This is a genomic window from Sphingomonas sp. IBVSS2, assembly GCF_002127225.1.
Lineage (GTDB): Bacteria > Pseudomonadota > Alphaproteobacteria > Sphingomonadales > Sphingomonadaceae > Sphingomonas.
Window position 1 is genome coordinate 380,373 of record NZ_NFUR01000002.1, and the last position, 25,196, is coordinate 405,568.

The following is a 25,196-nucleotide window of genomic DNA, read 5'->3' on the forward strand; positions in this document are numbered from 1 at the left end:
AACTGGCAAAACGCGACACTAGCGTCTAGAGCCCGCCCACATTGGAGGGGCCGTCCGATCGGCGAAGCGGGTGAACGGATTTATCATGCGGGAATACCAAGTTTGCAGCAACTGCGTGATGGACACCACGGACACGCAGATCGAATTCGATGCACATGGCGTTTGCGATCATTGCCGCGGTTTCAAGGAGCACGTCCTTCCCAAATGGCATCCTGACGACACCGGTCGGGAAATGCTGCGCCGCACCGTCGAGCAGATACGCGAGCATGGAAAAGGGCGCGAGTTCGACTGTATCATCGGGATGAGCGGGGGGCTCGACAGCTCCTACATGCTGCATCTGGTCGTCACGGAATTCGGCCTGCGCCCGCTGGTGTTCCATGTCGATGGGGGATGGAACACCGATATCGCGGTCAACAATATCCAGGTCCTGGTCGAGAAGCTCGGCCTCGACTTGTATACCGAGGTGATCAACTGGCAGGAGATGCGGGACTTCCAACTCGCCTTCTTCAAGTCGGGCGTTCCGCACATCGATATCCCGCAGGATCATGCGTTCGTCGCGACCCTATACAAGTTCGCGAACAAGCATGGGATCAAGTATATCCTGAACGGGGGCAACATCTCTACCGAGTGTGTTCGCAATCCGCTCGAATGGTTGTACCACGGCACCGACATGGCGCAGATCAATGACATTCGGCGCCGCTTCTCGACTGTAGAGATGCCTACCTATCCCTTCAGCAATATCTTCTTTCATAAGTTCTATTTGCGTTATATCCGCGGCTTGCGTGTGGTGAAGCCGCTTGACTGGCTGCCCTATACAAAGGCGCACGCGCAGCAGACCCTGGCTGACAGCTATGGCTGGAAGGCCTATCCGCAGAAGCATTTCGAATCGAGATTTACCCGCTTCTTCGAGGGTTATTGGCTGCCGGAGCGCTTCGGCTATGATACGCGCAAAGTGCAATATTCGAGCCTGATCCTCACGGGGCAAATGACGCGAGAGGATGCTATCGAGAAGCTCAAGATTCCGGCTTACGACCCTGAGACGATCCAGCACGAATTCGATTTCATTGCCCGCAAGCTGGAAGTCTCCAGCGAGGAGCTTCGCGGTTATTTTACCATGGAGAAGAAGACTTTCCGTGACTATAAGAACCAGGAATGGATCTTCCAGACCGGTTCGCGCCTGTTGCAGATGATCGGGGCGGAAAAGGCCGTCAAACGGTGATTGCGATCCTCAGCTACGGGTTTGGCAATGTCCGAGCCTTCGCCAACATCTATCGCGAGCTCAACGTGCCGCATCTGATCGCGGATGATGTGGAGGCATTGGGCGCGGCCGACAAGATCATCCTCCCCGGTGTCGGCGCCTTCGACCACGCGATGCAGCGGCTGCGCGCTTCGGGCCTCGCCGAACCGCTGCAAGAGCATGTGATCGGCCGTGGCAAGCCGGCTCTTGGCGTATGCGTCGGCATGCAGATGCTTGCGGACATGAGTGAAGAAGGTGAGGAATCTGGCCTGGGCTGGGTTTCGGGGACGGTGGAGAAGATTCGGTTTCCCGAGGGGGAGGGCGGGCGGTTGCCGCATATGGGCTGGAATACGATCCGTGCCGGAGACAATCCCATCCTCGCGGGCATGGACGAGGCCTTCGGTTTCTACTTTCTGCATTCCTATCGCTTCCGCTGCGCCGATGCGGCGGATGCCATCGCGACCGCCGAATATGCCGGCAACTTCACCTGCGCCGTGAACCGCGGGAATGTGTTCGGCGTTCAGTTCCATCCCGAGAAGAGCCATCACAATGGTGTGCGGCTCCTCAAGAATTTCGCAGAGCTCTAAGCCATGCTGCGCGCCCGTGTCGTCCCCTGCCTGCTCGTCCGCAACGGCGGACTCGTCAAGACGCGCCGATTTGGCGACGACAAATATGTCGGCGACCCGATCAACGCGGTGCGCATCTTCAACGAGAAGGAAGTCGACGAACTCATAGTCGCGGATATCGATGCGACGGTGAAGGGCGCAGAGCCGAATTATGCGATGATCGAAAATCTCGCCGCGGAATGCCGGATGCCGCTTTGTTACGGCGGCGGCGTGACCAGTGCCGAGCAGGCCAAGCGGATCATGGACCTGGGCGTGGAGAAAATCTCGATCAGCGCGGCGGCGATCGAACGCCCGGAGCTCATCAGCGAAATCGCCAGGCAGGTCGGACGGCAGAGCGTCGTGGTGGTGCTGGACGTCAAGAAGAAGACGTTCGGCGGACATCAGCTCCGGACCCACAATGGCAACCGTGCGGTCAAGCTCGACCCGGTCGAGTTCGCCCGGCGCGCCGAAGCCCTGGGGGCGGGCGAGATCGTCATCAATTCGATCGACCATGACGGGATGATGGACGGCTATGATCTCGCGCTGGCCAGGCAGGTCCGCGCGGCGGTCGAGGTTCCGATGACCATCCTGGGCGGCGCGGGCTCGCTCGCGGACATGGAGGCCGCCGTGCGCGCCCTCGGCACGGTGGGTGTCGCGGCCGGTAGCTTCTTCGTCTTCAAGGGCACGTATCGCGCGGTGCTCATCAGCTATCTCTCGAGCGAGCAGAGAAGGGCGTTGCAGGAGCAGGTGGCCGCCTGAGAGGCTGCGCGGGGTTCGAAGGGGAGCAGGCGCGGGCCGGACCCAGGCTTTTTCGAGGATCAGATGAAACAGATCGTCCAGTATTTCAACACCGGTGAAACGAAGATCGTCGATGCGCCCGCCCCGATCGCCGGGGCAGGCCAGGTGCTCATCAGGACCACCAACACGCTGATCTCGGCGGGGACGGAGCGCATGCTGGTCGGCTTCGGCAAGGCGTCGATGCTCCAGAAGGCGCGTCAGCAGCCCGAGCGCGTGAAGGAAGTGCTCGCGAAGGTGAGGACCGATGGGCTGATGACGACGATCGACGCGGTGCGTTCGAAGCTCGATCAGCCAATCCCGCTCGGATATTGCAATGTCGGCGAAGTAATCGCGGTGGGGCGGGGTGTGGCCGGCATTTCGGTTGGCGACCGGGTCGCTTCCAATGGACCCCATGCCGACATCGTCGCGGTCGGACACATGCTCTGCGCAAAGATTCCGGACAATGTCGACGACGAGGCCGCGGCCTTCACCGTGGTCGCGAGCATCGGATTGCAGGGCATTCGCCTCGCCCAGCCGACGCTGGGAGAGACGGTGGTGGTCACCGGCGTCGGGCTCGTCGGCCTGCTCACCGTCCAGTTGCTGCGCGCCCAGGGTTGCCGGGTGCTGGCCATAGACTTCGATCCCGCCAAGCTCGAGCTGGCGCGGCGCTTCGGCGCCGAGACGTGCAATCCCGGCAAGGGCGAGGATCCCGTCGCGGCGGCGATGACGTTCAGCCGCGGCCAGGGCGTGGACGCCGTGATCATCACGGCTTCGACCAGCTCGAACGACCCGGTCACCCAGGCGGCGCACATGTCGCGCAAGCGTGGCCGCATCGTGCTGGTGGGAGTCGCCGGCCTGGAGCTGAATCGCGCGGACTTCTACGAGAAGGAGCTGACCTTCCAGGTTTCCTGCTCCTACGGCCCCGGGCGCTACGACGCGGCCTATGAGCAGCAGGGCCATGACTATCCGCTTCCCTTCGTTCGCTGGACCGAAGGGCGCAATTTCGAAGCGGTGCTCGACATGATGGCAAGCGGTCAGCTCGTCACCGATGCGCTGGTCACCCGGCGCTATCCGTTCGAGCAGGCCGGCGAAGCCTATGAGGCGCTGACCACCGACAAGTCGGGTCTGGGCCTGCTTCTGCAATATACCGCGCCGGCGGAGGAGCGCCTGACTCGCTCGGTCGCTCTCGACGCGCCGCGCGCCTTCGCCGGCGGCGGTTCCTCGGTGACCGTGATCGGTGCCGGCAACTATGCGTCGCGCGTGCTGATCCCGGCCTTTCGCAAGGCGGGTGCGCAACTGCACACCATCGTCAGCGCCGGCGGCCTTTCGAGCGCGATCACCGGCCGTAAATTCGGCTTCGCCAGAGCATCGAGCGACGCCGATGCGGCGATGGTGGACCCGGCCGTTGACATCGTGACGGTCGCGACGCGGCACGATAGCCATGCGCGGCTCACCGCACAGGCGCTGGCCGCGGGCAAGCATGTCTTCGTCGAGAAGCCGCTTGGCATCACGGTGGAAGATGTCGATCTGGTCGAGCAAGCCTATCGCGAAGCGCATGCTGCCGGGGCAGGCCCGCAGTTGATGGTCGGCTTCAACCGTCGCTTCGCTCCCCAGATCGTAAGGATGAAGGCGCTGCTTGCCGGCACGCGGGAGCCCAAGTCGTTCGCGATGCTGATGAACGCCGGCGCGATCCCTGCGGATCACTGGACGCAGGACTTGGGCCGAGGCGGTGGCCGGATCATCGGCGAGGCCTGTCACTTCATCGATCTGATGCGCTTCCTGGCCGACAGCCCGATCGTCTCCATCAGCGGGCGGCGGATGGGCCGGCCGGGGGGTGACGGGTTGGTGGAGGACAAGGCCTCGATCACGATCGGCTTCGCGGATGGATCCTTCGGGACGCTGATGTATCTCGCGAACGGCGCCAAGAGCTTCCCCAAGGAGCGGATCGAGGTGTTCGTCGCGGGTCGCACGCTCCAGATCGACAATTTCCGCCGGATGAAGGGCTTTGCCTGGCCGGGTTTCTCGAAGCTCAATCTGCGCCGCCAGGACAAGGGGCAGGAGAATTGCTGCGCGGCCTTCCTTGCCGCCGTTGCGGGCGGCGTTCCTGCAATCCCGGCCGATGAGATCTTCGAAGTCGCGCGCGCGACGATCGAGGTGGCCCGACAGCTTCGCGAGCAGCGGGACAGCGCGCCGGCGGACGGGATTTAAGGGTGGCAATCACCTATCGACTATGGCAAGGCCCGCGCCGCGCTTGCAGGGGAGGCGGGGCGAGGGCCCGGATATTTCCGGTTGCTTTGGCCACAGGGGTTTAGATGAGTCTCAGGATTCTCACTGTAGTCGGGACTCGCCCCGAGGCGATCAAGATGGCGCCCCTGTGTACAGCGCTTGCCAGCGATCCGCGGTTCGAGGCTCGCTTGTGCGTCACCGCGCAGCATCGCGAGATGCTCGACCAGGTCCTCGAGCTGTTCGCGCTCCGGCCCGATTTCGATCTGGACATCATGCGTCCGCGGCAGGACCTGACCGATGTGACTTGCGCGATCCTGCAGGGCATGCGCGAGGTTTTCGGGCAATGGCGGCCGGATATCGTGCTGGTGCATGGCGATACCGCGACCACGATGGCCGTGAGCATCGCGGCCTATTATCAGCAGGTCGCGATTGGCCATGTCGAGGCGGGGCTGCGCACCGGGAACCTCTATTCCCCCTGGCCGGAAGAGGCGAACCGCAAGCTTGCCGGGGCGCTGGCCAATCTCCACTTCACGCCGACCCAGGCATCGGCCGACAATTTGCTGCGCGAGGGCGTTTCGCCCGCGGCGATCGATATTACCGGCAACACGGTGATCGACGCCCTGCTCTCGGTCGTCGAGCGCTTGCAGGGTGATGCGGCGTCGCGAGCCGAGCTCGATGCGAAGTTCGACATGCTTCGCCAGGGCGCGCGCTTGTTGCTGGTGACCGGGCATCGCCGTGAAAGCTTCGGCCAGGGCTTTGAGCGGATCTGCGAAGCGCTGGCGCAGACCGCCGGGGAGTTCCCGGATCTCGACATCGTCTATCCGGTGCATCTGAATCCGAATGTGCGCGAGCCGGTGATGCGCCACCTCTCGGCCGTGCCCAACGTCCATCTGATCGAGCCGCTCAACTATCTCCCGTTTATTTATCTGATGAACCGTTGCGACTTGATTCTCACCGATTCGGGCGGGGTGCAGGAAGAGGCTCCCTCCCTCGGCAAGCCCGTCCTGGTGATGCGCGACACCAGCGAGCGGCTCGAGGCGGTGAGCGCCGGGACCGTTCGCCTGGTCGGCACCGATATCGAGCGTATCACGGGCGGCCTGCGCGAATTGCTGACCGATCGCGCGGCCTATGCCAGGATGAGCGGCGCCTACAATCCCTATGGCGACGGCAAGGCCTGCAGCCGGATCGTGGAGCGGCTCGCGGCATACGGGCAGGAATTGCGAGAGCAGGGGCGCCTGCATCTGGAGCGAGCATGAGTTTCGAGACTATTTGCGTCGTCGGCCTGGGGTATATCGGCCTTCCCACCGCTGCGATCATCGCCTCGCGGCGACGGAAGGTGATCGGCCTGGACGTGAACGCGGCCGTGGTCGAGAGCATCAATCGCGGCGAGACGCATATCGTCGAGCCCGATCTCGACGCGGTCGTGCGCACTGCCGTGCTGGACGGGTATCTACGCGCGACCACCGAGGCCGAACCGGCCGATGTCTTCGTCGTCGCGGTGCCCACGCCGTTCCGCGACGGCCATGTGCCCGACCTCAGCTATATCGAGGCGGCCAGCCGCACGATCGCGCCGGCTTTGCGGGCGGGCAATCTGGTCATTCTCGAATCGACCTCGCCCGTCGGCGCGACCGAGGCGATGGCCGGCTGGCTTGCGGCGGCGCGGCCCGACCTGACCTTTCCGGAGACCCACGGCGGCGACAGCGATATCCGCGTCGCGCACTGCCCCGAGCGGGTGCTGCCGGGGAACGTGCTCCGGGAACTGGTGCAGAATGACCGCGTGATCGGGGGGCTCAGCAAGCGTTGCTCGGAGCAGGCAGTCGCGCTGTACCGGATTTTCGTCGAGGGTGAGTGCATGATCACCGATGCTCGCACCGCGGAGATGTGCAAGCTCACGGAGAATAGTTTCCGTGATGCCAACATCGCGTTCGCCAACGAGCTTTCGCTGATCTGCGACAAGATCGATGTCGATGTGTGGGAGCTTATCCGCCTCGCCAATCGCCATCCGCGGGTCAATATTCTCCAGCCCGGCCCCGGGGTGGGGGGGCATTGCATCGCGGTCGACCCGTGGTTCATCGTGCACAGCTCTCCCGATGCCGCGCGCCTGATCCGCACCGCGCGCGAGGTCAATGACGGCAAGCCGCACTGGGTGGTCGACAAGGTTCGCGCCCTGGTCGCCGCGCAGCCTGGCCGGGCGAAGGTCGCGTGCATGGGCCTGGCCTTCAAGCCCAATATCGACGACCTGCGCGAGAGCCCCGCGCTCGACATCTGCCTCGCGCTGGCTTCGGCAGGTGATTGCGATGTGCTGGCCGTTGAGCCGCATGTCGAGGCGCTGCCCGCGCGCCTGGAGGGCAGGGCAATGCTCGTTTCCGCCGCGCAGGCCGTCAGCGAGGCGGATATCGTCGTCTTCCTGGTCAACCATTCAGCCTTCCGTGAGCTGCCCGGGAACGCATTCGCCGGCAAGGCGCTGTTTGACGCCTGTGGTTTCTTGCGGAACAGCGCCTGAGCGGCGCTGTCGGCCCCATCATCGCCCCATCGCGTCGGCGAACAAGTCTGGAAAGATTATGATGTTGGAAAACAAGTCAATTCTGGTCACTGGCGGAACGGGGTCGTTCGGCAACGCCTTCGTGCCGATGACTCTGGCCAAGTACAATCCGCGCAGGATCATCATCTACTCGCGTGACGAGATGAAGCAGTGGGATATGGCCAAGAAGTTCGCGGACGACGATCGCGTCCGCTTCTTCATCGGCGATGTCCGCGATCGCGAACGCCTCTATCGCGCGCTGGACGGCGTCGACTATGTGGTCCACGCGGCCGCCACCAAGATCGTGCCGACTGCCGAATACAATCCCTTCGAATGCGTCAAGACCAACGTCATCGGCGCCATGAACCTGATCGATGCCTGCATCGACAAGAAGGTGAAGCGCGTGGTCGCCTTGTCGACCGACAAGGCGAGCAGCCCGATCAATCTGTATGGGGCAACCAAGCTGGCGTCCGACAAGCTGTTCGTTTCGGGCAATTCCTATGCGGGCGGGCAGGATACGCGCTTTGCGGTGGTGCGTTACGGCAACGTCATGGGCTCGCGTGGCTCGGTGATCCCCTTCTTCCTGTCGATCAAGGACAAGGGAGTGCTGCCCATCACCGATCCGCGGATGACTCGCTTCATGATCTCGCTCGAGCAGGGTGTGGAACTGGTCTGGCATGCGTTTGACGACATGCAGGGCGGGGAAATCTATGTGAAGAAGATCCCGTCCATGAAGGTTACCGACGTTGCCAGCGCGATAGATGCGGAGGCACGGCAGGAGATTATCGGTATCCGTCCGGGCGAGAAGCTGCACGAGCAGATGATCAGTGCCGAGGACGCGCTCTATACCTACGAGTATCCCGAGCACTTCAAGATCCTGCCGGCGATCCATAACTGGAGTGTCGATCCCTACCGAATCAAGGATGGCAAGAAGGTAGCCGAGGACTTCGTCTATTCGAGCGACAACAATCCCGAATGGATGGCCCCGGAAGAGCTTCAGGCCTGGATCGAGCGCAACCGCGAGAAGATCGGGGCGATCTGATGGATTTCATTCCGTACGGCCGGCAGCACATCACCGACGAGGATATTGCTGCGGTCACGGCCGTGCTGAAATCCGATTTCCTGACGCAAGGACCGTGCGTCCCGGCGTTCGAGGAAGCGCTTGCCGCTTATTGCGGCGCAGCGCGCGCAGTGGCGGTGAATAGCGCGACCTCCGCGCTCCACATCGCTTGCCTGGCGCTGGGATTGGGTGAGGGCGACTGGTTGTGGACGACGCCGATCACTTTCGTCGCGTCGTCCAATTGCGCGCTCTATTGCGGAGCGCGGGTGGATTTTGTCGATATCGATCCCGCGACCTGCAATATCAGCATCGACGCGCTTGCCGCGAAGCTGGAGCAGGCGGAGCGTCAGGGCAGGCTTCCGAAGATCGTGGTGCCCGTGCACCTCAGCGGCCAGTCCTGCGACATGGCGCCCATCCGCGCGCTTGCCGATCGCTACGGTTTCAAGGTGATCGAGGACGCCTCGCACGCCGTTGGCGGCCGCTATCGGGACAAGCCGGTCGGGAGCTGCGCATTCAGCGATGTCACCATCTTCAGCTTCCACCCGGTCAAGATCATCACGACTGCCGAGGGCGGTGCGGCGCTCACCAACGATCCGGGGCTGGCGCGGCGGATGGAGCTGCTGCGCAGCCACGGTATCACGCGTGACGCGGCGGAAATGACTCACGCGCCGGACGGCCCCTGGTACTACCAGCAGGTCGAGCTCGGCTTCAACTATCGCCTGACCGAGCTGCAGGCGGCGCTCGGCCTGAGCCAGCTCGCGCGCATCGACGACTACGTCACCCAACGGCATCGCATCGCCCAGTGCTACGATACGCTGCTCGCCGATCTTCCCGTCATCGTGCCGTATAACATTCCCGAGTCCTATTCGGGGCTGCACCTCTATGTCGTGCAGCTCGACAGCGATCGGACCAATCGCGATCATCGCACTGTGTTCGAGGCGATGCGCGGCGACGGGATCGGCGTGAACCTTCACTATATCCCGGTGCATCTGCAGCCCTATTATCGCGCTTTTGGCTTCCAGCCGGGCGATTTCCCCGCCGCCGAGCGTTATTACGCGCGTGCAATCAGCATCCCTATGTATCCCCAAATCGACGACGAGGCAGTCGAGCGCGTCGTGGCCAGCCTGGATAGGGCCCTACGCGGATGAAGCTCGCGCTGGGAACGGTTCAGTTCGGGCTCGATTACGGCGTCACGGGCAATGGGCAGGTTTCCGCCGGAGAAGTTCACCGCATCCTTGCGGAGGCCCGCGCGAGTGGGATCGATACGCTCGACACGGCCATTGCCTATGGCACCAGCGAGACCGTGCTCGGCGCGGTGGGCGTTGCCGATTGGAACATCATCACCAAGCTGCCGCCCGGGCTTTCGGCGAATGAAGATCCGGCGGCATGGATGTCGGGCGAGCTGGCGAAGTCATTCTCGCGCCTGGGCGTGGAGCGGGTCGAGGGGTTGCTGCTCCATCGTCCGGAGCAGTTGCTGGAGGCGAACGGCCCCGCGCTCGCGACGGCCATGACGCAGGCCAGGGCGAGCGGGCTGGTCGGGCAAATCGGCGTTTCCATCTATTCGCCCGATGAGCTCGATCGAATCTGGCCGATCCTGCGCCCCGATATCGTGCAATGTCCGTACAGCCTGTTCGATCGGCGCATCGAGACCAGCGGCTGGTTGGCGCGCCTGGCCGACGCCGGTACCCAGGTGCATGCGCGCTCGTTGTTCCTGCAGGGCCTGCTGCTGGCCGGCGCTGACACGCTGCCGGCCTATTTTGCTCGGTGGAGGCCGCTCTTCGTTCGCCTCCGGCAATGGACGGCGGAGCAGGGGATCAGCCAGCTTGCAGCGTGCCTGCGCTTCGTATTGGGCAACCCGGCGATCGCACGCGGGGTGGTAGGGGTGGAGACCGCCACGCAGCTCCGTGAGATCGTGGAAGCGGCCGAGGGCGATTTGCCGCCCCTGCCAGCGAATCTGGCCACGGACGACCTGGATCTTCTCCTGCCTGGACGCTGGACCTGAGCCATGCGGGATGACGCGGCGCTGCTACGGCTCGGCATCATCGGCATGAGCGAAGGCAATGGCCACCCATTCTCCTGGGCGGCGATCATCAACGGCTATGATGTTGCCGCGATGGCGAGCTGCCCATTCCCGGGCATTCCCCAATATCTGGGCGAGCGCGTCTATCCCGACGACTTCATCTCCGGCGCGCGGGTAACGCATGTCTGGACGCAGGATCCGCTGCTTTCGCGCCATATCGCCGATGCCAGCCTGATCGAGACGATCGTGGAGCGTCCCGAGGACATGGTGGGTGCCGTCGATGCCGTGCTGCTCGCGCGGGACGATGCGGGCAATCACCATCGCTTCGCCGAGCCGTTCCTGCGCGCGGGCATTCCAATCTATATCGACAAGCCGCTGGCGCTGGCGCGCGCCAAGGCGGAGGCGCTTATCGGCATGGCCGCGAGCGACCGGCACCTGTTTTCCTGCACGGCACTGCGCTACGCCGCTGAGTTGGCGCCCACCGCCGAGCAGCTTGCGCGGATCGGCCGGGTGCGGATGATCGACGCCTGGGTCCCGAAATATTGGGACACCTATGCAGTTCACGCGATCGAACCGGTGTTGCAGGCATTCCCCGCTCTTTCGAAGGCGCGGAAGCACGACCTCATCATATCCCAGGGGATCCACCAGTTGAGCCTCGTCGCCGAGAATGGAATGGTCGGCAGGTTCACCAGCACGGGCGATGGGCTTTCGCCGATCGGATACCGGATTCTGGGCGATTCCGGATATGCGGATCTGGTTTTTCGCGATTCCTTTTCTGCGTTCAAGGCTGCCTTGATCCGCTTCCTTGCGGTGGTAAGAGGACAGGCGACGAATATCGACCGCCAGGAAACGCTGGATGTGGTCGAAATCATTCAGTTGGGAAGGCGATCGTAAACAATGAGCAGGAATTCATTCAGCTTCGAAAGATCGCATCAGCTCATTTCGCAATTGCATGAACTGGTTCCTGGTGGTGGCCATACTTATAGTAAGGGGCTGGATCAGTTTCCCTATAATTCTCCGCAGCTGATAGAATCGGCAAAGGGTGCCTTTTGTACTGATGTGGATGGCAATCGTTTTCTCGATTGGGCAATGGGCAATCGGGTCTTCATTCTTGGTCATGGTGACGAGGATGTGAACGATGCCGTAAAGGCTGCCATCGATGAAGGCGTGAACTATACGCGGCCCGGATTGCTGGAACTCGAGGTCGCGGAGTATCTGCTCGGTCTCCATCCCTGGGCGGGGATGGTCAAATTCGGCAAGAATGGTTCGGACGTCACCACCGCGGCGATCAAGCTGGCGCGCGCCGCGACGGGCCGCAAGCTGGTCGCGGTTTGCGGGGATCATCCCTTCTTTTCGACCCATGACTGGTTCATCGGTTCCACCAATATGGATGCGGGCGTTCCGGCCGAGGAAAGCGGGTGGACGGTCAAGTTCCGCTACAACGACATTGCGTCGGTCGAAGACCTGTTCGCCCGGTATCCCGGCCAGATCGCCGCGCTGATCCTCGAGCCGGTGAAGAACGACGAGCCGGTGGACGATTTCCTCCAGCGGCTTCGCGATGTCACCAAGCGCGAAGGGACGGTGCTCGTGTTCGACGAGATGATTGCCGCGATGCGTTTCCATCCGCTCGGGGCCCATCATCTCTACGGAGTGCAGCCGGATCTCGCGACCTACGGCAAGGCGGTCTCCAACGGCTTCAGCTTCTCGTTCCTGATCGGTGACAGGGAACTGATGAAGCTGGGCGGGCTGCAGCATGACCAGCCGCGCGTTTTCCTGCTGTCGCAGACCCATGCTTCGGAGACGGTGGGACTGGCAGCCTGCCTGGCGACGATGCGGAAATGCATAGCCGAGGACGTCTCCGCACATGTGTGGCGGCTCGGGAAACAGATGAAGGAGGGGTTCCGGGCGCTCGCCGGCTCAGTCGGCGTGTCGGATCACGTGCGGATTATTGGTTTCGATTGCAATCCCCAGATCCTGTGCACCAAGGCGGACGGCACCTATTGGCCCGAATTGCACACGAGCTTCCACGAGGAAGTGGTGGCCAATGGCGTGCTGATTCCCTGGATCTCGATCACGGCAGCGCACGGCCAGGCGGAGCTCGACCAGACCTTCGACGCGCTGCGTGCCGGGATGGAGAAGGTGGAACGCGTTCTCGGCAGCAGCGCGGACGTCGTCTCGACCTATCAGGGCGACGCCGTGAAGCCGGTCTTCCGCAAGTACAACTGATCCTGACTTGCCGGAGATCGCGATGCAGTGTTTCGTTCAGGCGCGCATGGGCTCGAGCCGCTTGCCGGGCAAGGTGCTGATGGAAGCGGCAGGCAAGCCGTTGCTCACGCATCTGTTCGAGCGGCTCCGCCGCGCCGAGCTGCTCGATGCGGTCTATGTCATCACCAGCGCATTGCCTCAGGACGATCCGATCGCGGAATGGGCCGTCGCCAACGGGGTCGAGAGCTATCGCGGCAGCGAGCATGACGTGCTCGATCGCTATTATCGGGCGGCGCAGCGGTTCGGAGCAGACCATGTCGTGCGCGTCACCGCCGATTGTCCGATCATCGATCCCGCGATCGTGGACAATGCGGTTCGGCTAGCACGGCAGGAGGCAGGCAGTTTCGATCTGCTGACCAACCGCCACCCCATTACCTTCCCGGATGGCATGGACGTCGATGTGATACCGTTCGCGTCGCTGGAGCGCGCGTGGCACGAAGCGCGGACGAGTTTCCAGCGGGAGCATGTGATCCCCTTCTTTTGGGAAGAAGGGCAGCGGGTGCGCAATTTCGAATCGGCGATCAACTATTTCCGCACGCACCGCTGGACGCTCGACTATCGGGAGGACTATCACCTCCTCAAGGCCATCATAGAAGCATTTCCTGGCCGGGAAGACAGTTTCACGCTGCAGGATGCGCTCGATCTGGTTGCGGCGAACCCGGCAATTCCGGCGATCAATGCGATGCACCTGCCCGGCTGAATCGGAACTACCGTCATGGGCGAGAACAAGGCGATGACTGCAACGGTGCGCCCGATGCGCGAGGAGGATCGCGCGCGCGTACTTCTCTGGCGCAATGCCCCAGAGGTCCGTCGCTACATGTACGATCAGGACGAGATCGGTCTCGATCAGCATCGTCGTTGGTTCGCCGCGGTTGAGGCGGATGCGAAGCGCCACGCGCTGATTGCCGAGACGCTCGCGGGGCCGATCGGCTTCGTCAACATCGCCGAGCTTCATCCCGGCGTGGCGAGCTGGGGCTTCTATGTCGTGCCCGGATCGCCGCAAGGCACGGGAGCCTTGCTGGGCGATGCCGCGCTGCGCCATGCCTTCGACGTGCTGCGGCTGCACAAGCTCTGCGGAGAGGCGCTCGCCTGTAATGAACGGTCCGTGCGGTTCCACGCGCGCCTGGGGTTCCGCGATGAAGGAACCCTGCGTGCGCACCGTCTGGTAGATGGCGTCTATCGGGATGTTCGCTGCTTCGGCCTGCTCGCCGAAGAGTGGCGCGCAAGGCAATGAGAGATTGACGGTGTCGAAAGTCGCAATCCGCGTCGATGCGTCGATCGCGATCGGAACCGGGCACGTGATGCGCTGCCTCACGCTTGCCAGGGCGCTGGCGGACCAGGGGGCGGATGTCCACTTCATTTCGAAAGATCATGCCGGCAACCTCAACGCCTATGTCCGGGCCGCCGGGTTCCCGGTCCTGGAGATCCATGCCGAGGGCGGGGCGGCGGCGGTTTCTCCTGCCGATCCCCCGCATGCGGGGTGGCTCGGCGGCACTTGGGAAGCGGATGCCGGGCAGACCGCGAGCCATGTCGCCGCCCTTGGTATCGATTTGCTGGTGGTCGACCATTATGCGCTCGATGCGCGATGGGAAGCCGGGGTCGGCATCGTTCCCGAGCGGATCGTGGTCGTCGACGACCTGGCTGACCGCGCCCATAGCTGCGCGATGATCGTCGATGCCAATCTCGGCCGGCGGCCGACCGACTACGCTGCCGTGGCGCGGCCTGGGACCGTGGTGCTGGCCGGCGCGGAATATGCACTACTACGTGCCGAATTTGCCGCCGCCCGCGAAAGCAGCCTTGTCCGGCGGGAAGATTCGTCGTTGCGCCGCATTCTGGTGGCAATGGGGGGCGTTGATGCATTCAACGCGACGACGCGGGTGCTCGATGCGCTCGATGCCTCCACGCTGCCCGACACCTGTTCGGTCACGATCGTTCTCGGCTCCAGGGCGCCCTGGCTGGATGCGGTGCGGAAGGCCGCGGCGGGAATGCGCGGATCGGCCGAGGTGCTGGTCGATGTGACCGATATGGCCGAGCTGATGGCGAGCAGCGACCTGGCGATCGGAGGTGCGGGCGTGACGGCCTGGGAGCGTTGCTGCCTGGGGCTGCCGACGCTCATCGTCACGATTGCGGAGAATCAGGTTGCCGGCGCGAAAGCGTTGGCGGATGCCGGCGCCGCGGGCCTGGTCGGTGGCGTGGAGGACGTCGTGTCGCGCCTCGGGGCCTTGGTCGAGGATGCCGCGCGACCGGGGGCGTTGGCCGCGATGAGCCGGGCGGCAAGCGCCGTCACCGACGGCAAGGGAGTCGATCGGGTGGTCGCGCATATCCAGGGGCTGTGCCGGGCGGGGTGACCGCCCGGCGGCGGCCCGCTAGTCCGCGAACAGATCCCAGCTGGTGGGCGTTCCGCGAGTCACGGCGACTTTGAGCCGCTTGCCGACTATGGCGTCGAACTGCGAAGGCGCCAGGCCCATGCCGGGACGGATACGGCGCATGTCCTCCGGCTTCACCGTCGCGCCGGCCTCGAGGTCATTGATGAAGTAGATGGAACGGCGGAAGATGCGGTTCGCTTCCTCCACCTTCTGCCGCTTGAACTCGCCGGTGCCGAGCGCCGAGAAGGCGCTTCGGGTGTCGGTGCACAGCCGCGCGAGTTCGTCCGGCTCGAGCGAAAACTCGCTGTCCGGCCCCTTGTCATTGCGATCCAGCGTGAAGTGCTTCTCGATGGCACATGCGCCGAGCGCGGTCGCGGCGACCGCCGCGGTGGTGCCCATGGTATGGTCCGACAGGCCCACATGCGTGCCGAAGCGCTCCCGCAATATGTTGATCTGCCGCAGATTGGCCTGGTCCATCGGCGCGGGGTAGCTGCTGATGCAGTGAAGAAGCACGAGATCCTTCGCGCCGGCGCCGTGCGCGGCATCGACCGCTTCCTGTATCTCCTGCTCATTGGCCATGCCGGTCGACATGATCATCGGCTTGCCGGTCGAGGCGACGTAGCGGATCAGCGGCAGGTCGGTGACTTCGAACGAGGCAATCTTGTAGGCCGGTGCTCCCAGCTTCTCGAGAAGGTCGACGGCAGTCTCATCGAAGGGCGTCGAGAACACGGTGATTCCCAGCGCGCGTCCGTGATCGAACATCGCCTGGTGCCACTCATAGGGGGTTTGCGCCCAATTATAGAGATCGTAGAGCTTGTAGCCGTCCCAGAGCCCGCCTTTGATCAGGAACTCGGGCCGGTCGCTGTCGATCGTCATGGTATCGGCGGTGTAGGTCTGGAGCTTGACCGCGTCGGCCCCGCAGCGCTTGGCGACTTCGATCGACTCCAGCGCGCGTTCCAGCTTGCCGTTGTGGTTCGCCGAGAGCTCCGCGATGATATAGGGAGGGGCGTCTGGCCCGATTTCGCGTCCGTCGATTGCAAAGCTCATTGTTTCGATCCTCTTGGACTCCGCGTCGCGCGGGTGTCCCTGCGTATAAACTCCGGCATAGTCCACACTTTTGTCGGACCGGGCGGGCGTGACACTTCGCGATGCCAAGACATCGGGGCGCGTCGCGCTTTGCATGCGCATGCGCCGAATTTGCTGCTCCCAATAGGAGGCGTCTGCGCATATTGCGAGCAAATGCGGACGAAGCGGGTGACGATGGCGAAGATGCTGGACGAGGCGGCTCCCGGCAGTCGGGGAGTGGGGGTTGGCGAGGCGCGATTCGGCCGGAGCGCGGCACATGCTTGAGCGAAGCCTCGCCTTCGTCGATGCGCAGATGGCACGGCTTGCCGCGATGCGGAACAGCGTGCTCGCGCTGGCATTCGCCTATGCCGGAAGCGCCGTTCTGCAGAAGGGCGTGGGGTTCATCCTTTTCCTTTGGCTGGCCCATCAGCTGTCGGTCAGCGACTATGCCCGCTTCGGCTTGCTCTACGCGCTGCAAAGCGGCGTTTCGGCACTGGCGATGGCGGGGATCGTCGAAACGGCGATCGGAAGGCTGAAGGTCGCGCGCGACCCCGAACGGCAACGACGTCTGCTGGCCGGCGCGAACCTCGTCTTCCTCGGCACCGCGACAATGAGTGTCCTGCTGGCGATCGCCGGATTCTCCTGGACGAACGCGTTCGACACACGGGCGCTCCTGGTCGCCGCGGCGAGCGGCGCGCTGATCGGTTTCTATACGATCCAGTCCCAGCTCTCCCGGATCGTCGAACGCCATCGCGCGGCCCTGTCGGTGGGGCTGGTCGCGCCGCTGATCGGCCTGTTGGGCGGACTGGCCGGCTATCTGATATTCGGCAGTTCAGTCGGTTTCTTCGTCGGTTCGACGGCCGGGCTCCTGCTCGCACTTCCGCTGACCATGCTGACGGCGATCGGCTTCTCGCGGTCCGTGCGGGATGAGGATGTCCGCTACATGGCGGCGCATCTCGCGCCCTACCTGCTGGTAGCGCTGATCGACTGGTTTGCCGGTTACGGCAATACCTATCTGGTGAAGATATTCTTCTCGACCGACGTGGTTGCCCGTTTCGTATTTGCCTATACGCTCTCCTCAATCATGCACCTGGTGGCGACTTCGCTGAATCAGGCCTGGAATCCGCGGGTTTTCCGCCTGATTCATGATGCTCCATCCCGACAGGTCGAAGTGGAGAATCGTCGCTTCTATCTTTTGCAGGGCCTGGCGTTGGGTGCGGCGGCGGGAGGGATTCTGGCCCTGCTGCCCTGGGCCCTGCGGATCGGCGGGGCCAGTTTTGCACACTATCAGGGCATAGAACGCGAGACGGCGATCCTGTTCCTAGCCTATGTCCTCAACATCCCCTGGTATCACGTCCAGAACTATTATTACGCGCATGCGCGCGGTGCGCTGCTGATGAAGATCAGCGTCGGTACGAGCATCGTGGGTCTGCTGCTCTGGATCGCTGCGGCGCTCACCCTCGGAGAACTGGGCCCCTATGTCGGTTTCATGCTGATGATGATCGCGAAGATGGCCGGCGGCGTGTTCTGGGCGCGGCGCGAGTGGAAGGTGGGCCTGCTCTGGCACGGGCCGGCGGCCGGGGTGGCGCTGCTGGCATTGGGTGAGCTCGTCGGCCTGCTCCTCGCCTGAGGCATGGCGATCTTCCCAAATGGAAGAGGCAATGCCGATGTGGCTGGACATAATACCGTCTCGACGATAGCAGCTGCCGGACCAGGGGGCTCTAGAGATACACAGGCGCAAGTGCCCGGAAAATCGGATGCTTTGACCATGTTGGCACCTCAATGCTCATGACCCGCGACCTGATCCGGCCTCGCGCGCGTAGCGTCGCGAACTCGTTGGTGCTGCAGCTGATGGGGTTGCTGCTGACGGGGTCGGCGCTGCCGATCGCGATTTCCTATCTGTCGGGGAAGACGCCTGATATCACCAGCGAGCAGACGCTGGCCACTGTCGCCGCTTCATGCATCGCGGCTGTCGTCGCGCTGCTGGCGATCCGCAAGGTAACTTCCTTTCCCGGCACGCGACATTTTTCGTACATCATCCCGGCATTCTCGGTAACTTTCGGCTCCGCGATCGGTGCGCTGCTCTTTCTCCGCGTGGACTATGCGAGCGTTATGCTGATGTCCGCGTTCCTGCTCGGCACGTTGTTCATCTTCATGATGATGCATCTGGGGGCAAGGGCCGGCCAGTCCTTCTATGTCGTGCCCTTCGGCAAGGCGCTTGAGCTGGTCGATAGCGAGGATGCGAACTGGCTTCTGCTGAAGCATCCCACTTTGCCCGAGAATGATGACCGTACGCCGATCGTGGCCGATCTGCGATATGATTTTGAGCCCGAATGGGAACGAATGCTGGCGGCGGCGGCGATTTCGGGCCGCGCGGTCTATCATAGCAAGCAGGTGCGTGAATCGCTGACCGGAAAGGTCGAGATCGAGCATCTGTCGGAGAACGGATTCGGGTCGCTGCTTCCCAACAGCGCGTATAGGCAGACCAAGCGCATCGTCGATATACTCGTATCCCTGGTCGTGATCCCCCTGCTGCTGGTGCCCATGCTGATACTCAGCGTTGCCATCCGGCTGGATTCACCGGGGCCGGTTCTCTTCCGCCAGCGGCGGATGGGCTATCGCGGCCATGATTTCGAAGTGCTGAAATTCCGTACGATGCGCACACGCGCATCCGTGGCTTGCGTCGAGGCGGCGATCGAGGATGCGATTACCCAATCGGAAGATCACCGCATCACCAAGATCGGCCGCTTCCTGCGCCGTACCCGTATCGACGAGCTGCCCCAGATCTGGAATGTCCTGCTCGGGGACATGAGCATCATCGGCCCGCGTCCCGAAGCCATTCCGCTTTCCGAGTGGTACGAGCGCGAACTGCCTTTCTACAGCTATCGGCACATTGTCCGCCCCGGAATCACCGGCTGGGCTCAGGTAAGCCAGGGCCATGTCGCCGACCTCGATAGCGTGCATACCAAGCTCTATTACGACTTCTACTATATTAAGAACTTCTCGGCTTGGCTCGACTTGCTGATCACAATCCGGACGGTCCATACGGTCCTTTCCGGTTTTGGATCCAAGTGAAGGCCGTTCTTCTTTCACGGAGCTGAAATGGGTTTCACCGGTGACGTGCTCCGTTATTGGAACACGCTGCGCTATCTGAAGCCGATCCAGATCGCGGGCAGGCTGCGTTTTCGCTTCAAGCCGCACCTCGAGGACATGGGGCAGGCGCCGGTTCGGCGTGTGCCTGCTGGCGTATGGCAGGCACCGGTCGAAAGGCCGGTCTCGCTGCTTGGCGAGCGCTGCTTCCTGCTCCTTGGCGTCGAATATCGACTTCCCGAAAGGGGAGGGTGGGATGACGAAGCCGTCGACAAGCTCCGGCGCTACAATCTCCATTATTTCGATGATCTGATCGCTCCGCCGGATCGCGCCGCGGCGGCCTGGCATGGCGCCTGGATCGCGCGCTGGATCGCGGAGAATCCCCCGCGCGCCGGAACGGGCTGGGAGTCCTATCCGACCTCGCTGCGGATCGTGAACTGGATCAAATGGGCGGTTGCGGGCAACGCCGTGCCTGAGGGTTTCGACCATAGCCTCGCGCTGCAGGCCCGCTGGCTCTCCAGGCGCCTCGAATGGCATTTGCTAGGCAATCATCTCTTCGCCAACGCAAAGGCGCTATTGCTCGCTGGCCTGTTCTTCACCGGCGACGAAGCGGATGGATGGCGCCGAACCGCGCTGGAGATCCTGGCGCGCGAGTTCCCGGAGCAACTGCTCCCCGACGGCGGGCATTTCGAGCTTAGCCCGATGTATCACGCGATCTTCACCGAAGATGTGCTCGACCTGATCAATGCCGCCGAGCACTGGCACGGCGCCCTCGCCATCGAGGCTGTGGAGCCGTGGCGGAAGGCGCTGCCCGCGATGTTGAAGTTCCTTCGAGGAATGGCGCATCCCGACGGCGAAATCGGATTTTTCAATGACGCCGCCATCGGAATCGCGCCGGCCTATGCCACGATCGCGGCCTATGCAGCGCGGCTCGGGGTTTCGCCGCCGCCGCCATGGGGGGAAGCGGCGCAGTCGTTCCCCGACAGCGGTTATGTGCGCGTCTCGGCCGGTCCGGCTACCGCCTTGCTCGATTTGGCGCGCGTCGGGCCGGACTATCTGCCTGGGCACGCACATGCCGATACCTTGTCGTTCGAGCTGTCGCTGGGGGATCGGCGTCTCATCGTCAACGGAGGCACATCGGAATACGGCACGGGCGCGGTCCGCCTCTTCGAGCGCAGCACCGCGGCGCACAGCACCGTTGTCGTAGATGGCGCGGACTCTTCGGAGGTCTGGGGCGGCTTTCGCGTGGCCCGGCGCGCTTATCCGGTCGATCGCGAAATCACCCCGGGCGCCCCGCTTGAAGTGCGTTGCGGACATGACGGCTATCGGCGCCTTCCGGGCAAGCCTGTACATCATCGTCATTGGGCCTTCACACCAGCCGGGCTGACGGTGGAGGACCATGTCTCGGGACGGCACGGGAGTGCGGTGGCGCGTTTCCTGCTCGCGCCCGGCACCGACCTGGTTGCGATTGCCCCGGGCAGCTTCGAAATCGATCTGGACGGCGGGCGGATTGCCACGATTCGCATTGCGCGGGGCAGTGCGGCGGTCGCCGATGGCTGGTACTCGCCGCATTTCGGCGAGCGGCTGCCCACGCGCTGCCTTGAGGTCGCGCTCGATAACGGGAGCTCGCGCGTCGAGTTCGAATGGCACTGATGCACATCCTTTTCCTCTCCGACAATTTCCCTCCCGAAGTGAACGCTCCCGCGAGCCGGACCTTCGAACATTGCCGTCAATGGGTGGAGGCCGGCCACCAGGTGACGGTAGTCACCTGCGCGCCGAATTTCCCCGCCGGCAAGCTGATGAACGGATATCGAAATCGGCTGTGGCAGGAAGAGGAGATCGCGGGAATTCGCGTGATCCGCGTCTGGAGCTACATCACCGCGAACGACGGTTTCGCGAAGCGTACCCTGGACTATCTCAGCTATATGGTCGCCGGTACGATCGGTGCGCTGTTCGTACGCAAGCCGGATGTGATCGTTGGCACATCGCCCCAGTTCTTCACCGCGGTAGCTGCTTGGACGGTGGCATTCTGCAAGCGGCGGCCCTGGGTTTTCGAATTGCGGGACATCTGGCCAGAATCGATCAAGACCGTCGGTGCCGCCAAGGACGGCATCGCGATTCGGCTGCTCGAGCGGCTCGAGATGTTCCTCTATCGCGCGTCGGACCGGATTGTCGCGGTGACGTATTCTTTCCGCGACACGCTTGCGCGCCGCGGGATCGATCCCGCCAAGATCGACGTCGTGACCAATGGTGTCGATCTGGACAATTTTGCGCCGCGGCCCAAGGACGCGGCCCTCCTCACGGAACTGAACCTCGAGGGCAGGTTCGTCGCGGGCTATATCGGCACGCATGGCATGGCGCATGCGCTCGAGACGCTGCTCGACGCGGCCGGGCGCCTGGCGCGCGACCCCAAGGGGCGCGACATCGTGATCCTGCTGCTTGGCGACGGGGCCCGTAAGGCGGCGCTCAAGGCGGAAGCCGAAGCGCGGGGCCTCGACAATCTCATCTTCCTGGATCCGGTGGCGAAGGACCAGGTCGGCCGCTATTGGTCGTTGCTCGATGCCTCGATCATCCACCTGCGCGCTTCGGAACTGTTCGAGACGGTGATACCGTCGAAGATGTTCGAGGCGCTTGCCATGGGAATTCCCATTCTGCTTGGCGTGCGGGGCGAAGCGGCGGGCATTCTGAACCGCTCGGGGGGGGGCGAGACCTTCACGCCGGAGAACGGCGAGGAACTTGCCGCACGGCTCGTCGCCATGCGCGAAGACCCCGGGTTGTGCCGCAAATATTCGGCCGCGGGCATTGCCTCCGCTCCGCAATATGAGCGCCGGACCCTGGCTGGCCGCCTGCTCGACATTCTCGTTGTCGTATCCGCAAGCGGTCGCGGGCGCGGTCGCGCAAAGGCTAGTTCCGCACCATCCGCGCCAGATCCGCGATTGGATCCTTGAGTCCCGAAAGGTCGATTTCGGCCTCCAGGGGCTCGATCGTCGCCAGCTTGGCGATTGCTTCCACGTCGCGGGGCTTGTCGGCATCGATCGCTATCTTGGGATAGCTGATCAGCGGCTCATAATAGGGTGGGTCGATCTTGAGGCGTCCTGTGCTCCAGATTGCGATCGGCTTGCGGAGCAGCACTGCGGAATAGAGCAGCGACGACGATGTCCCGATGATCAGATCGGCTTCGACGAGCCCGGTGAAATCACGCCGCGTGTCGATCCGTGCGCCCGAGGCCTGACATATCTCCGCAGTGAATTCCGCAGGTTCGCCCGGGTGCGGGCGATAGACCAGGCCATCGAAACCTGTCTCGCGGACCAGGTCGGCCAATCGAGTCAATATTTCGGCACAGGCTTTCCGGCTCTCGGGATTGGAGAAATACTCGGGATAGGGGCTGGAGATGAAATAGGCTTGGCCCTTGTGCCCCGTTGCGCGGCGTGCCGGCGGCGCGTTGCGCAGCTGGCGAAGCAAGCGCGTAACGTCGAGCGTGCCCGATTCGACTATTCTTGCGCCGGTCGTGATGGCGCCGAATTTCTTCTCGAAGTAACTGGCGATACTGGCATCGTATAGAATTAGCGTATCGATGGATCTCGCATAATATTGTTGTACGGCGGCATTCGGCTGCCATTGCCAGGATTGATAATCCCCAATCAGCGAGCGATAGACCCGAAGCGCCTTGCCAAGGTCATTCTTGCGCGAGCCATTGCGTATCATCTGGAAATGGAACTTCCAGAAGAAGCGTGTGTAATATCCTGCGCGAGGTAGCTTGGAGAGAAATGCGGAAAATTTCCCGGCAAGACTCTTTTTCTTGCTCTCCACGGGTTGGGGGGAGTCCTGCAGCAGGAAGATGCCGTGCGGGATGAAATAAGTCGGGACGTTCCGGCTGGTGGCGTAGCAGAGTGCGGTCCGGTCCTCGATATGGTGCAATGACGTTACGAGCAGCGCATCGGGCTTGATGCGTTCGAACATGCTTTGGAAATCATAGCCGAACTCGGAGAAGTCATGGACCCAGGACGGGGCATCATATTGTTTCCGGAAAGACTCATATTCCTTGGCCGGCTCTCCGGTCTGCATCGAGGACGTGTGCACGAAGACCAGGGATATCCCGGGCTCATTGGCCAGTTCGGCGACATAGGTAAATCCGGGAAGCCAGCAATCGAAGGCCAGGATCGTCCTCGTACGGGCGTTCTCCTGCCCGGTGTCCGCAGAAATCACCATGTTCCCCTTGTCGCACAACGATATCGTTCCGGCATCGGATCCGGTGCCGGGCTCAGGGCGGCCGTAGCAGCGTTCTGCCGCAACCCAAAGCTCTCCATGGCTTTGTCGTCGCATTGGAGTATGGCTATCGAGGTCGCGGTGCGGTCCGCGGCGCGCAAGCGTCTGGAGGGAGAGGGCGGTGGGCGTACTTCGGATAAGGTCGGCGCGCTGTGCGCTCGTGCTCGCATGTCTGGCGGGTTCGGCCTGTAGCGGAGGAGCGGGGGCTCCAGGGCCGGCGCCCACGCCTGCCCCCACGCCAGTGGTGAATACCAAGCCGTATTTCACTTCCGCGAAAGTCGCGACGGTGCCCGAGAACAGCACCGCAATATTCTATACGGCAACTGGCATCGATCCGGAGGGCGATCCGGTCAGCTTCCGGGTCACCGGCGGCGACGATGCGGCCTTCTTCCAGATTACGCCATCGGGGCAGCTCTCGTTCAGGAATCCGGTCGATTTCGAAGTTCCCGCCGATAAGGACAAGGATAACAAATATATCGTCGAGCTGACGATCAATGACCCCGCCGGGCTGGGGGAGGGGCTCATCCTGGCGGTAACCGTGACCGACGTTGCTACCGGCTCTTACCATGTTCGCCGGGTCGCCAGCGGCTTTACGCAGCCCGTTTATGCGACGGGCATGACGGACGGTTCGGGGCGGATGCTCGTGGTGCAGAAGGCGGGGCGGATCCGCGTCGTCGACCCCGATTCCGGCGTGATCGCGGAGACGCCGTTCCTCGATGTCTCGGGGCAGGTCTCGACGGACGGTCAGCGCGGCTTGCTGGGCCTGGCATTGGCTCCGGACTTCGCGACGAGCGGTGTCGCCTATGTCTTCCTGTCGAATACTGCCGGGGACATCGAGATTCGTCGCTACGCTACGCCTGCGGCGGACCGTTCCCAGCTGGATCCCGCCACCGTCAAGCTGGTCCTGCGCATCCCCCACGCGGTATCCAATATCAACTATGGCGGCTGGCTTGGCTTCAGTCCCAATGACGGGCTTCTCTATATTGCAACCGGAGATGCCGACGATTGCGGAACCGGAGTCACCACTCTCGCCGTTGCCACAAGGTGCAACGCGCAAGCCTCGGCCCTTTTGGGGAAGGTGCTGCGAATCGACCCCGCCAGGGATGATTTCCCCGACGATGTCGACAGGAATTACGGCTTGCCGGCGACCAACCGGGATTCCATCTCGATCCTGCGCGGTTTTCGGAACCCCTATCGGGCGAGTTTCGACCGCGCCTTTCCGCGCAATTTCTGGGTAGGCGATATCGGTCAGGGCGCGCAGGAAGAAGTCGATCTAGTGCAAATCAAGAATACCTATGTCGGAAACAACTATCACCAGGATGAGCAGTTCGACTGGCCGCTCCTCGAAGGAGATGTTGTGCATGTGAGCGACATCTCCTATCTGCGCGGAGCAGGCTATAGCCGGTTTACTTGGAATCATGGCAACGGTGACTATAATGCCAACGCCATCGTCGGCGGCTACGTTTATCGCGGGCCGGCCGAATCTCTGCAGGGTATCTATATAGCGGGGGACTATTCGAGCGGCAGGATCTTTGGAATCAGGAACGACGGCGTCAGTGCGGGGCTGCGACTGACGGCATCGTTCCGGCCTGACGCCGGCAGCATCGACCATATCTCAAGCTTCGGGGAAGATCAGAGAGGGAACCTCTATATCGTCGATTATGACGGCGAACTTTTCGTCGTCATGCCCGGCTGAGG

At 62.9% G+C, this 25,196-nt stretch carries 21 protein-coding genes; 19 read left to right on the forward strand and 2 right to left on the reverse strand.

The window, feature by feature from the left end; all coding sequences use genetic code 11:
• The first annotated feature begins 85 nt into the window (after window positions 1–85).
• From CAP40_RS07850 to pseG, 14 genes are all read left to right on the forward strand, one after another.
• Window positions 86–1,219 carry an N-acetyl sugar amidotransferase gene (locus tag CAP40_RS07850; protein WP_086128832.1) on the forward strand — a complete coding sequence of 378 codons (1,134 nt, stop codon included), beginning with the start codon at window positions 86–88 and terminating at the stop codon, window positions 1,217–1,219.
• Window positions 1,216–1,824: an imidazole glycerol phosphate synthase subunit HisH gene (gene hisH, locus CAP40_RS07855; RefSeq protein WP_086128833.1), complete on the forward strand. Its 609-nt coding sequence runs from the start codon at window positions 1,216–1,218 to the stop codon at window positions 1,822–1,824. Before CAP40_RS07850 ends, hisH begins: the two co-directional genes overlap by 4 nt.
• 3 nt (window positions 1,825–1,827) lie before the next feature.
• Complete coding sequence (locus CAP40_RS07860) at window positions 1,828–2,601, forward strand: AglZ/HisF2 family acetamidino modification protein (protein ID WP_086128834.1); 774 nt, start codon at window positions 1,828–1,830, stop codon at window positions 2,599–2,601.
• Between the two features lie 63 nt (window positions 2,602–2,664).
• Window positions 2,665–4,827, forward strand: coding sequence for a bi-domain-containing oxidoreductase (locus CAP40_RS07865; protein WP_086128835.1), 2,163 nt, complete (start codon window positions 2,665–2,667; stop codon window positions 4,825–4,827).
• A 104-nt stretch (window positions 4,828–4,931) separates the two neighbouring features.
• Complete coding sequence (gene wecB / locus CAP40_RS07870) at window positions 4,932–6,101, forward strand: non-hydrolyzing UDP-N-acetylglucosamine 2-epimerase (RefSeq protein WP_086128836.1); 1,170 nt, start codon at window positions 4,932–4,934, stop codon at window positions 6,099–6,101.
• Window positions 6,098–7,348: a UDP-N-acetyl-D-mannosamine dehydrogenase gene (wecC, locus tag CAP40_RS07875; protein WP_086128837.1), complete on the forward strand. Its 1,251-nt coding sequence runs from the start codon at window positions 6,098–6,100 to the stop codon at window positions 7,346–7,348. The genes wecB and wecC overlap by 4 nt, the downstream gene beginning before the upstream one ends.
• Window positions 7,349–7,409: 61 nt before the next feature.
• Window positions 7,410–8,408, forward strand: a complete 999-nt coding sequence (gene pseB / locus CAP40_RS07880) for a UDP-N-acetylglucosamine 4,6-dehydratase (inverting) (RefSeq protein WP_086129361.1) — start codon at window positions 7,410–7,412, stop codon at window positions 8,406–8,408.
• Window positions 8,408–9,574, forward strand: coding sequence for a UDP-4-amino-4,6-dideoxy-N-acetyl-beta-L-altrosamine transaminase (pseC, locus tag CAP40_RS07885; protein ID WP_086128838.1), 1,167 nt, complete (start codon window positions 8,408–8,410; stop codon window positions 9,572–9,574). Before pseB ends, pseC begins: the two co-directional genes overlap by 1 nt.
• Complete coding sequence (locus CAP40_RS07890; RefSeq protein ID WP_086128839.1) at window positions 9,571–10,428, forward strand: aldo/keto reductase; 858 nt, start codon at window positions 9,571–9,573, stop codon at window positions 10,426–10,428. The genes pseC and CAP40_RS07890 overlap by 4 nt, the downstream gene beginning before the upstream one ends.
• A gap of 3 nt (window positions 10,429–10,431) precedes the next feature.
• Window positions 10,432–11,340: a Gfo/Idh/MocA family oxidoreductase gene (locus CAP40_RS07895; protein ID WP_086128840.1), complete on the forward strand. Its 909-nt coding sequence runs from the start codon at window positions 10,432–10,434 to the stop codon at window positions 11,338–11,340.
• Between the two features lie 3 nt (window positions 11,341–11,343).
• Entirely contained in the window at window positions 11,344–12,672 is a 1,329-nt protein-coding gene (locus CAP40_RS07900) for a glutamate-1-semialdehyde 2,1-aminomutase (protein ID WP_086128841.1), read from the forward strand.
• Between the two features lie 22 nt (window positions 12,673–12,694).
• A complete protein-coding gene (locus tag CAP40_RS07905; protein WP_144034279.1) occupies window positions 12,695–13,411 on the forward strand; it encodes a cytidylyltransferase domain-containing protein in 717 nt (238 codons plus the stop codon).
• Between the two features lie 15 nt (window positions 13,412–13,426).
• Window positions 13,427–13,945 (forward strand): UDP-4-amino-4,6-dideoxy-N-acetyl-beta-L-altrosamine N-acetyltransferase, encoded by a 519-nt coding sequence (pseH, locus tag CAP40_RS07910; protein ID WP_218822120.1) that lies wholly within the window; start codon window positions 13,427–13,429, stop codon window positions 13,943–13,945.
• Complete coding sequence (gene pseG, locus CAP40_RS07915) at window positions 13,896–15,059, forward strand: UDP-2,4-diacetamido-2,4,6-trideoxy-beta-L-altropyranose hydrolase (RefSeq protein ID WP_086128843.1); 1,164 nt, start codon at window positions 13,896–13,898, stop codon at window positions 15,057–15,059. Before pseH ends, pseG begins: the two co-directional genes overlap by 50 nt.
• Before the next feature lie 18 nt (window positions 15,060–15,077).
• Here the strand turns inward: pseG and pseI are convergent, their stop codons facing one another.
• The gene (gene pseI, locus CAP40_RS07920) at window positions 15,078–16,124 is read right to left on the reverse strand and encodes a pseudaminic acid synthase (protein ID WP_086128844.1); all 1,047 of its coding nucleotides are present in this window, start codon (window positions 16,122–16,124) and stop codon (window positions 15,078–15,080) included.
• Window positions 16,125–16,419: 295 nt separating this feature from the next.
• Here pseI and CAP40_RS07925 point away from each other — a divergent pair, with 295 nt between their 5' ends.
• The 4 genes from CAP40_RS07925 to CAP40_RS07940 all read left to right on the forward strand — a co-directional run bounded on the left by CAP40_RS07925 (window position 16,420) and on the right by CAP40_RS07940 (window position 22,180).
• Complete coding sequence (locus CAP40_RS07925) at window positions 16,420–17,772, forward strand: lipopolysaccharide biosynthesis protein (RefSeq protein ID WP_086128845.1); 1,353 nt, start codon at window positions 16,420–16,422, stop codon at window positions 17,770–17,772.
• Window positions 17,773–17,930: 158 nt separating this feature from the next.
• Complete coding sequence (locus tag CAP40_RS07930; protein ID WP_218822121.1) at window positions 17,931–19,217, forward strand: sugar transferase; 1,287 nt, start codon at window positions 17,931–17,933, stop codon at window positions 19,215–19,217.
• 27 nt (window positions 19,218–19,244) lie between these two features.
• Window positions 19,245–20,885 carry a heparinase II/III family protein gene (locus tag CAP40_RS07935; RefSeq protein ID WP_086128846.1) on the forward strand — a complete coding sequence of 547 codons (1,641 nt, stop codon included), beginning with the start codon at window positions 19,245–19,247 and terminating at the stop codon, window positions 20,883–20,885.
• A complete protein-coding gene (locus CAP40_RS07940; RefSeq protein ID WP_086129364.1) occupies window positions 20,885–22,180 on the forward strand; it encodes a glycosyltransferase family 4 protein in 1,296 nt (431 codons plus the stop codon). The genes CAP40_RS07935 and CAP40_RS07940 overlap by 1 nt, the downstream gene beginning before the upstream one ends.
• Here CAP40_RS07940 and CAP40_RS07945 read toward each other — a convergent pair.
• Window positions 22,137–23,801: a hypothetical protein gene (locus CAP40_RS07945; RefSeq protein ID WP_144034280.1), complete on the reverse strand. Its 1,665-nt coding sequence runs from the start codon at window positions 23,799–23,801 to the stop codon at window positions 22,137–22,139. The two genes, CAP40_RS07940 and CAP40_RS07945, sit on opposite strands and share 44 nt — an antisense overlap.
• Here CAP40_RS07945 and CAP40_RS07950 point away from each other — a divergent pair.
• The gene (locus tag CAP40_RS07950) at window positions 23,785–25,194 is read left to right on the forward strand and encodes a sorbosone dehydrogenase family protein (RefSeq protein WP_144034281.1); all 1,410 of its coding nucleotides are present in this window, start codon (window positions 23,785–23,787) and stop codon (window positions 25,192–25,194) included. The genes CAP40_RS07945 and CAP40_RS07950 overlap by 17 nt on opposite strands.
• Window positions 25,195–25,196: the final 2 nt, after the last annotated feature.

Bases quoted from the DNA above. Each gene is read 5' to 3' on its own strand.
- CAP40_RS07850 (WP_086128832.1), top strand. From the start codon at position 86: ATGCGGGAATACCAAGTTTGCAGCAACTGCGTGATGGACACCACGGAC.
- CAP40_RS07860 (WP_086128834.1), top strand. From the start codon at position 1,828: ATGCTGCGCGCCCGTGTCGTCCCCTGCCTGCTCGTCCGCAACGGCGGA.
- CAP40_RS07865 (WP_086128835.1), top strand. From the start codon at position 2,665: ATGAAACAGATCGTCCAGTATTTCAACACCGGTGAAACGAAGATCGTC.
- wecB (WP_086128836.1), top strand. From the start codon at position 4,932: ATGAGTCTCAGGATTCTCACTGTAGTCGGGACTCGCCCCGAGGCGATC.
- wecC (WP_086128837.1), top strand. From the start codon at position 6,098: ATGAGTTTCGAGACTATTTGCGTCGTCGGCCTGGGGTATATCGGCCTT.
- pseB (WP_086129361.1), top strand. From the start codon at position 7,410: ATGTTGGAAAACAAGTCAATTCTGGTCACTGGCGGAACGGGGTCGTTC.
- pseC (WP_086128838.1), top strand. From the start codon at position 8,408: ATGGATTTCATTCCGTACGGCCGGCAGCACATCACCGACGAGGATATT.
- CAP40_RS07890 (WP_086128839.1), top strand. From the start codon at position 9,571: ATGAAGCTCGCGCTGGGAACGGTTCAGTTCGGGCTCGATTACGGCGTC.
- CAP40_RS07895 (WP_086128840.1), top strand. From the start codon at position 10,432: ATGCGGGATGACGCGGCGCTGCTACGGCTCGGCATCATCGGCATGAGC.
- CAP40_RS07900 (WP_086128841.1), top strand. From the start codon at position 11,344: ATGAGCAGGAATTCATTCAGCTTCGAAAGATCGCATCAGCTCATTTCG.
- CAP40_RS07905 (WP_144034279.1), top strand. From the start codon at position 12,695: ATGCAGTGTTTCGTTCAGGCGCGCATGGGCTCGAGCCGCTTGCCGGGC.
- pseH (WP_218822120.1), top strand. From the start codon at position 13,427: ATGGGCGAGAACAAGGCGATGACTGCAACGGTGCGCCCGATGCGCGAG.
- pseG (WP_086128843.1), top strand. From the start codon at position 13,896: ATGTTCGCTGCTTCGGCCTGCTCGCCGAAGAGTGGCGCGCAAGGCAAT.
- pseI (WP_086128844.1), bottom strand. From the start codon at position 16,124: ATGAGCTTTGCAATCGACGGACGCGAAATCGGGCCAGACGCCCCTCCC.
- CAP40_RS07925 (WP_086128845.1), top strand. From the start codon at position 16,420: ATGCTTGAGCGAAGCCTCGCCTTCGTCGATGCGCAGATGGCACGGCTT.
- CAP40_RS07930 (WP_218822121.1), top strand. From the start codon at position 17,931: ATGACCCGCGACCTGATCCGGCCTCGCGCGCGTAGCGTCGCGAACTCG.
- CAP40_RS07935 (WP_086128846.1), top strand. From the start codon at position 19,245: ATGGGTTTCACCGGTGACGTGCTCCGTTATTGGAACACGCTGCGCTAT.
- CAP40_RS07940 (WP_086129364.1), top strand. From the start codon at position 20,885: ATGCACATCCTTTTCCTCTCCGACAATTTCCCTCCCGAAGTGAACGCT.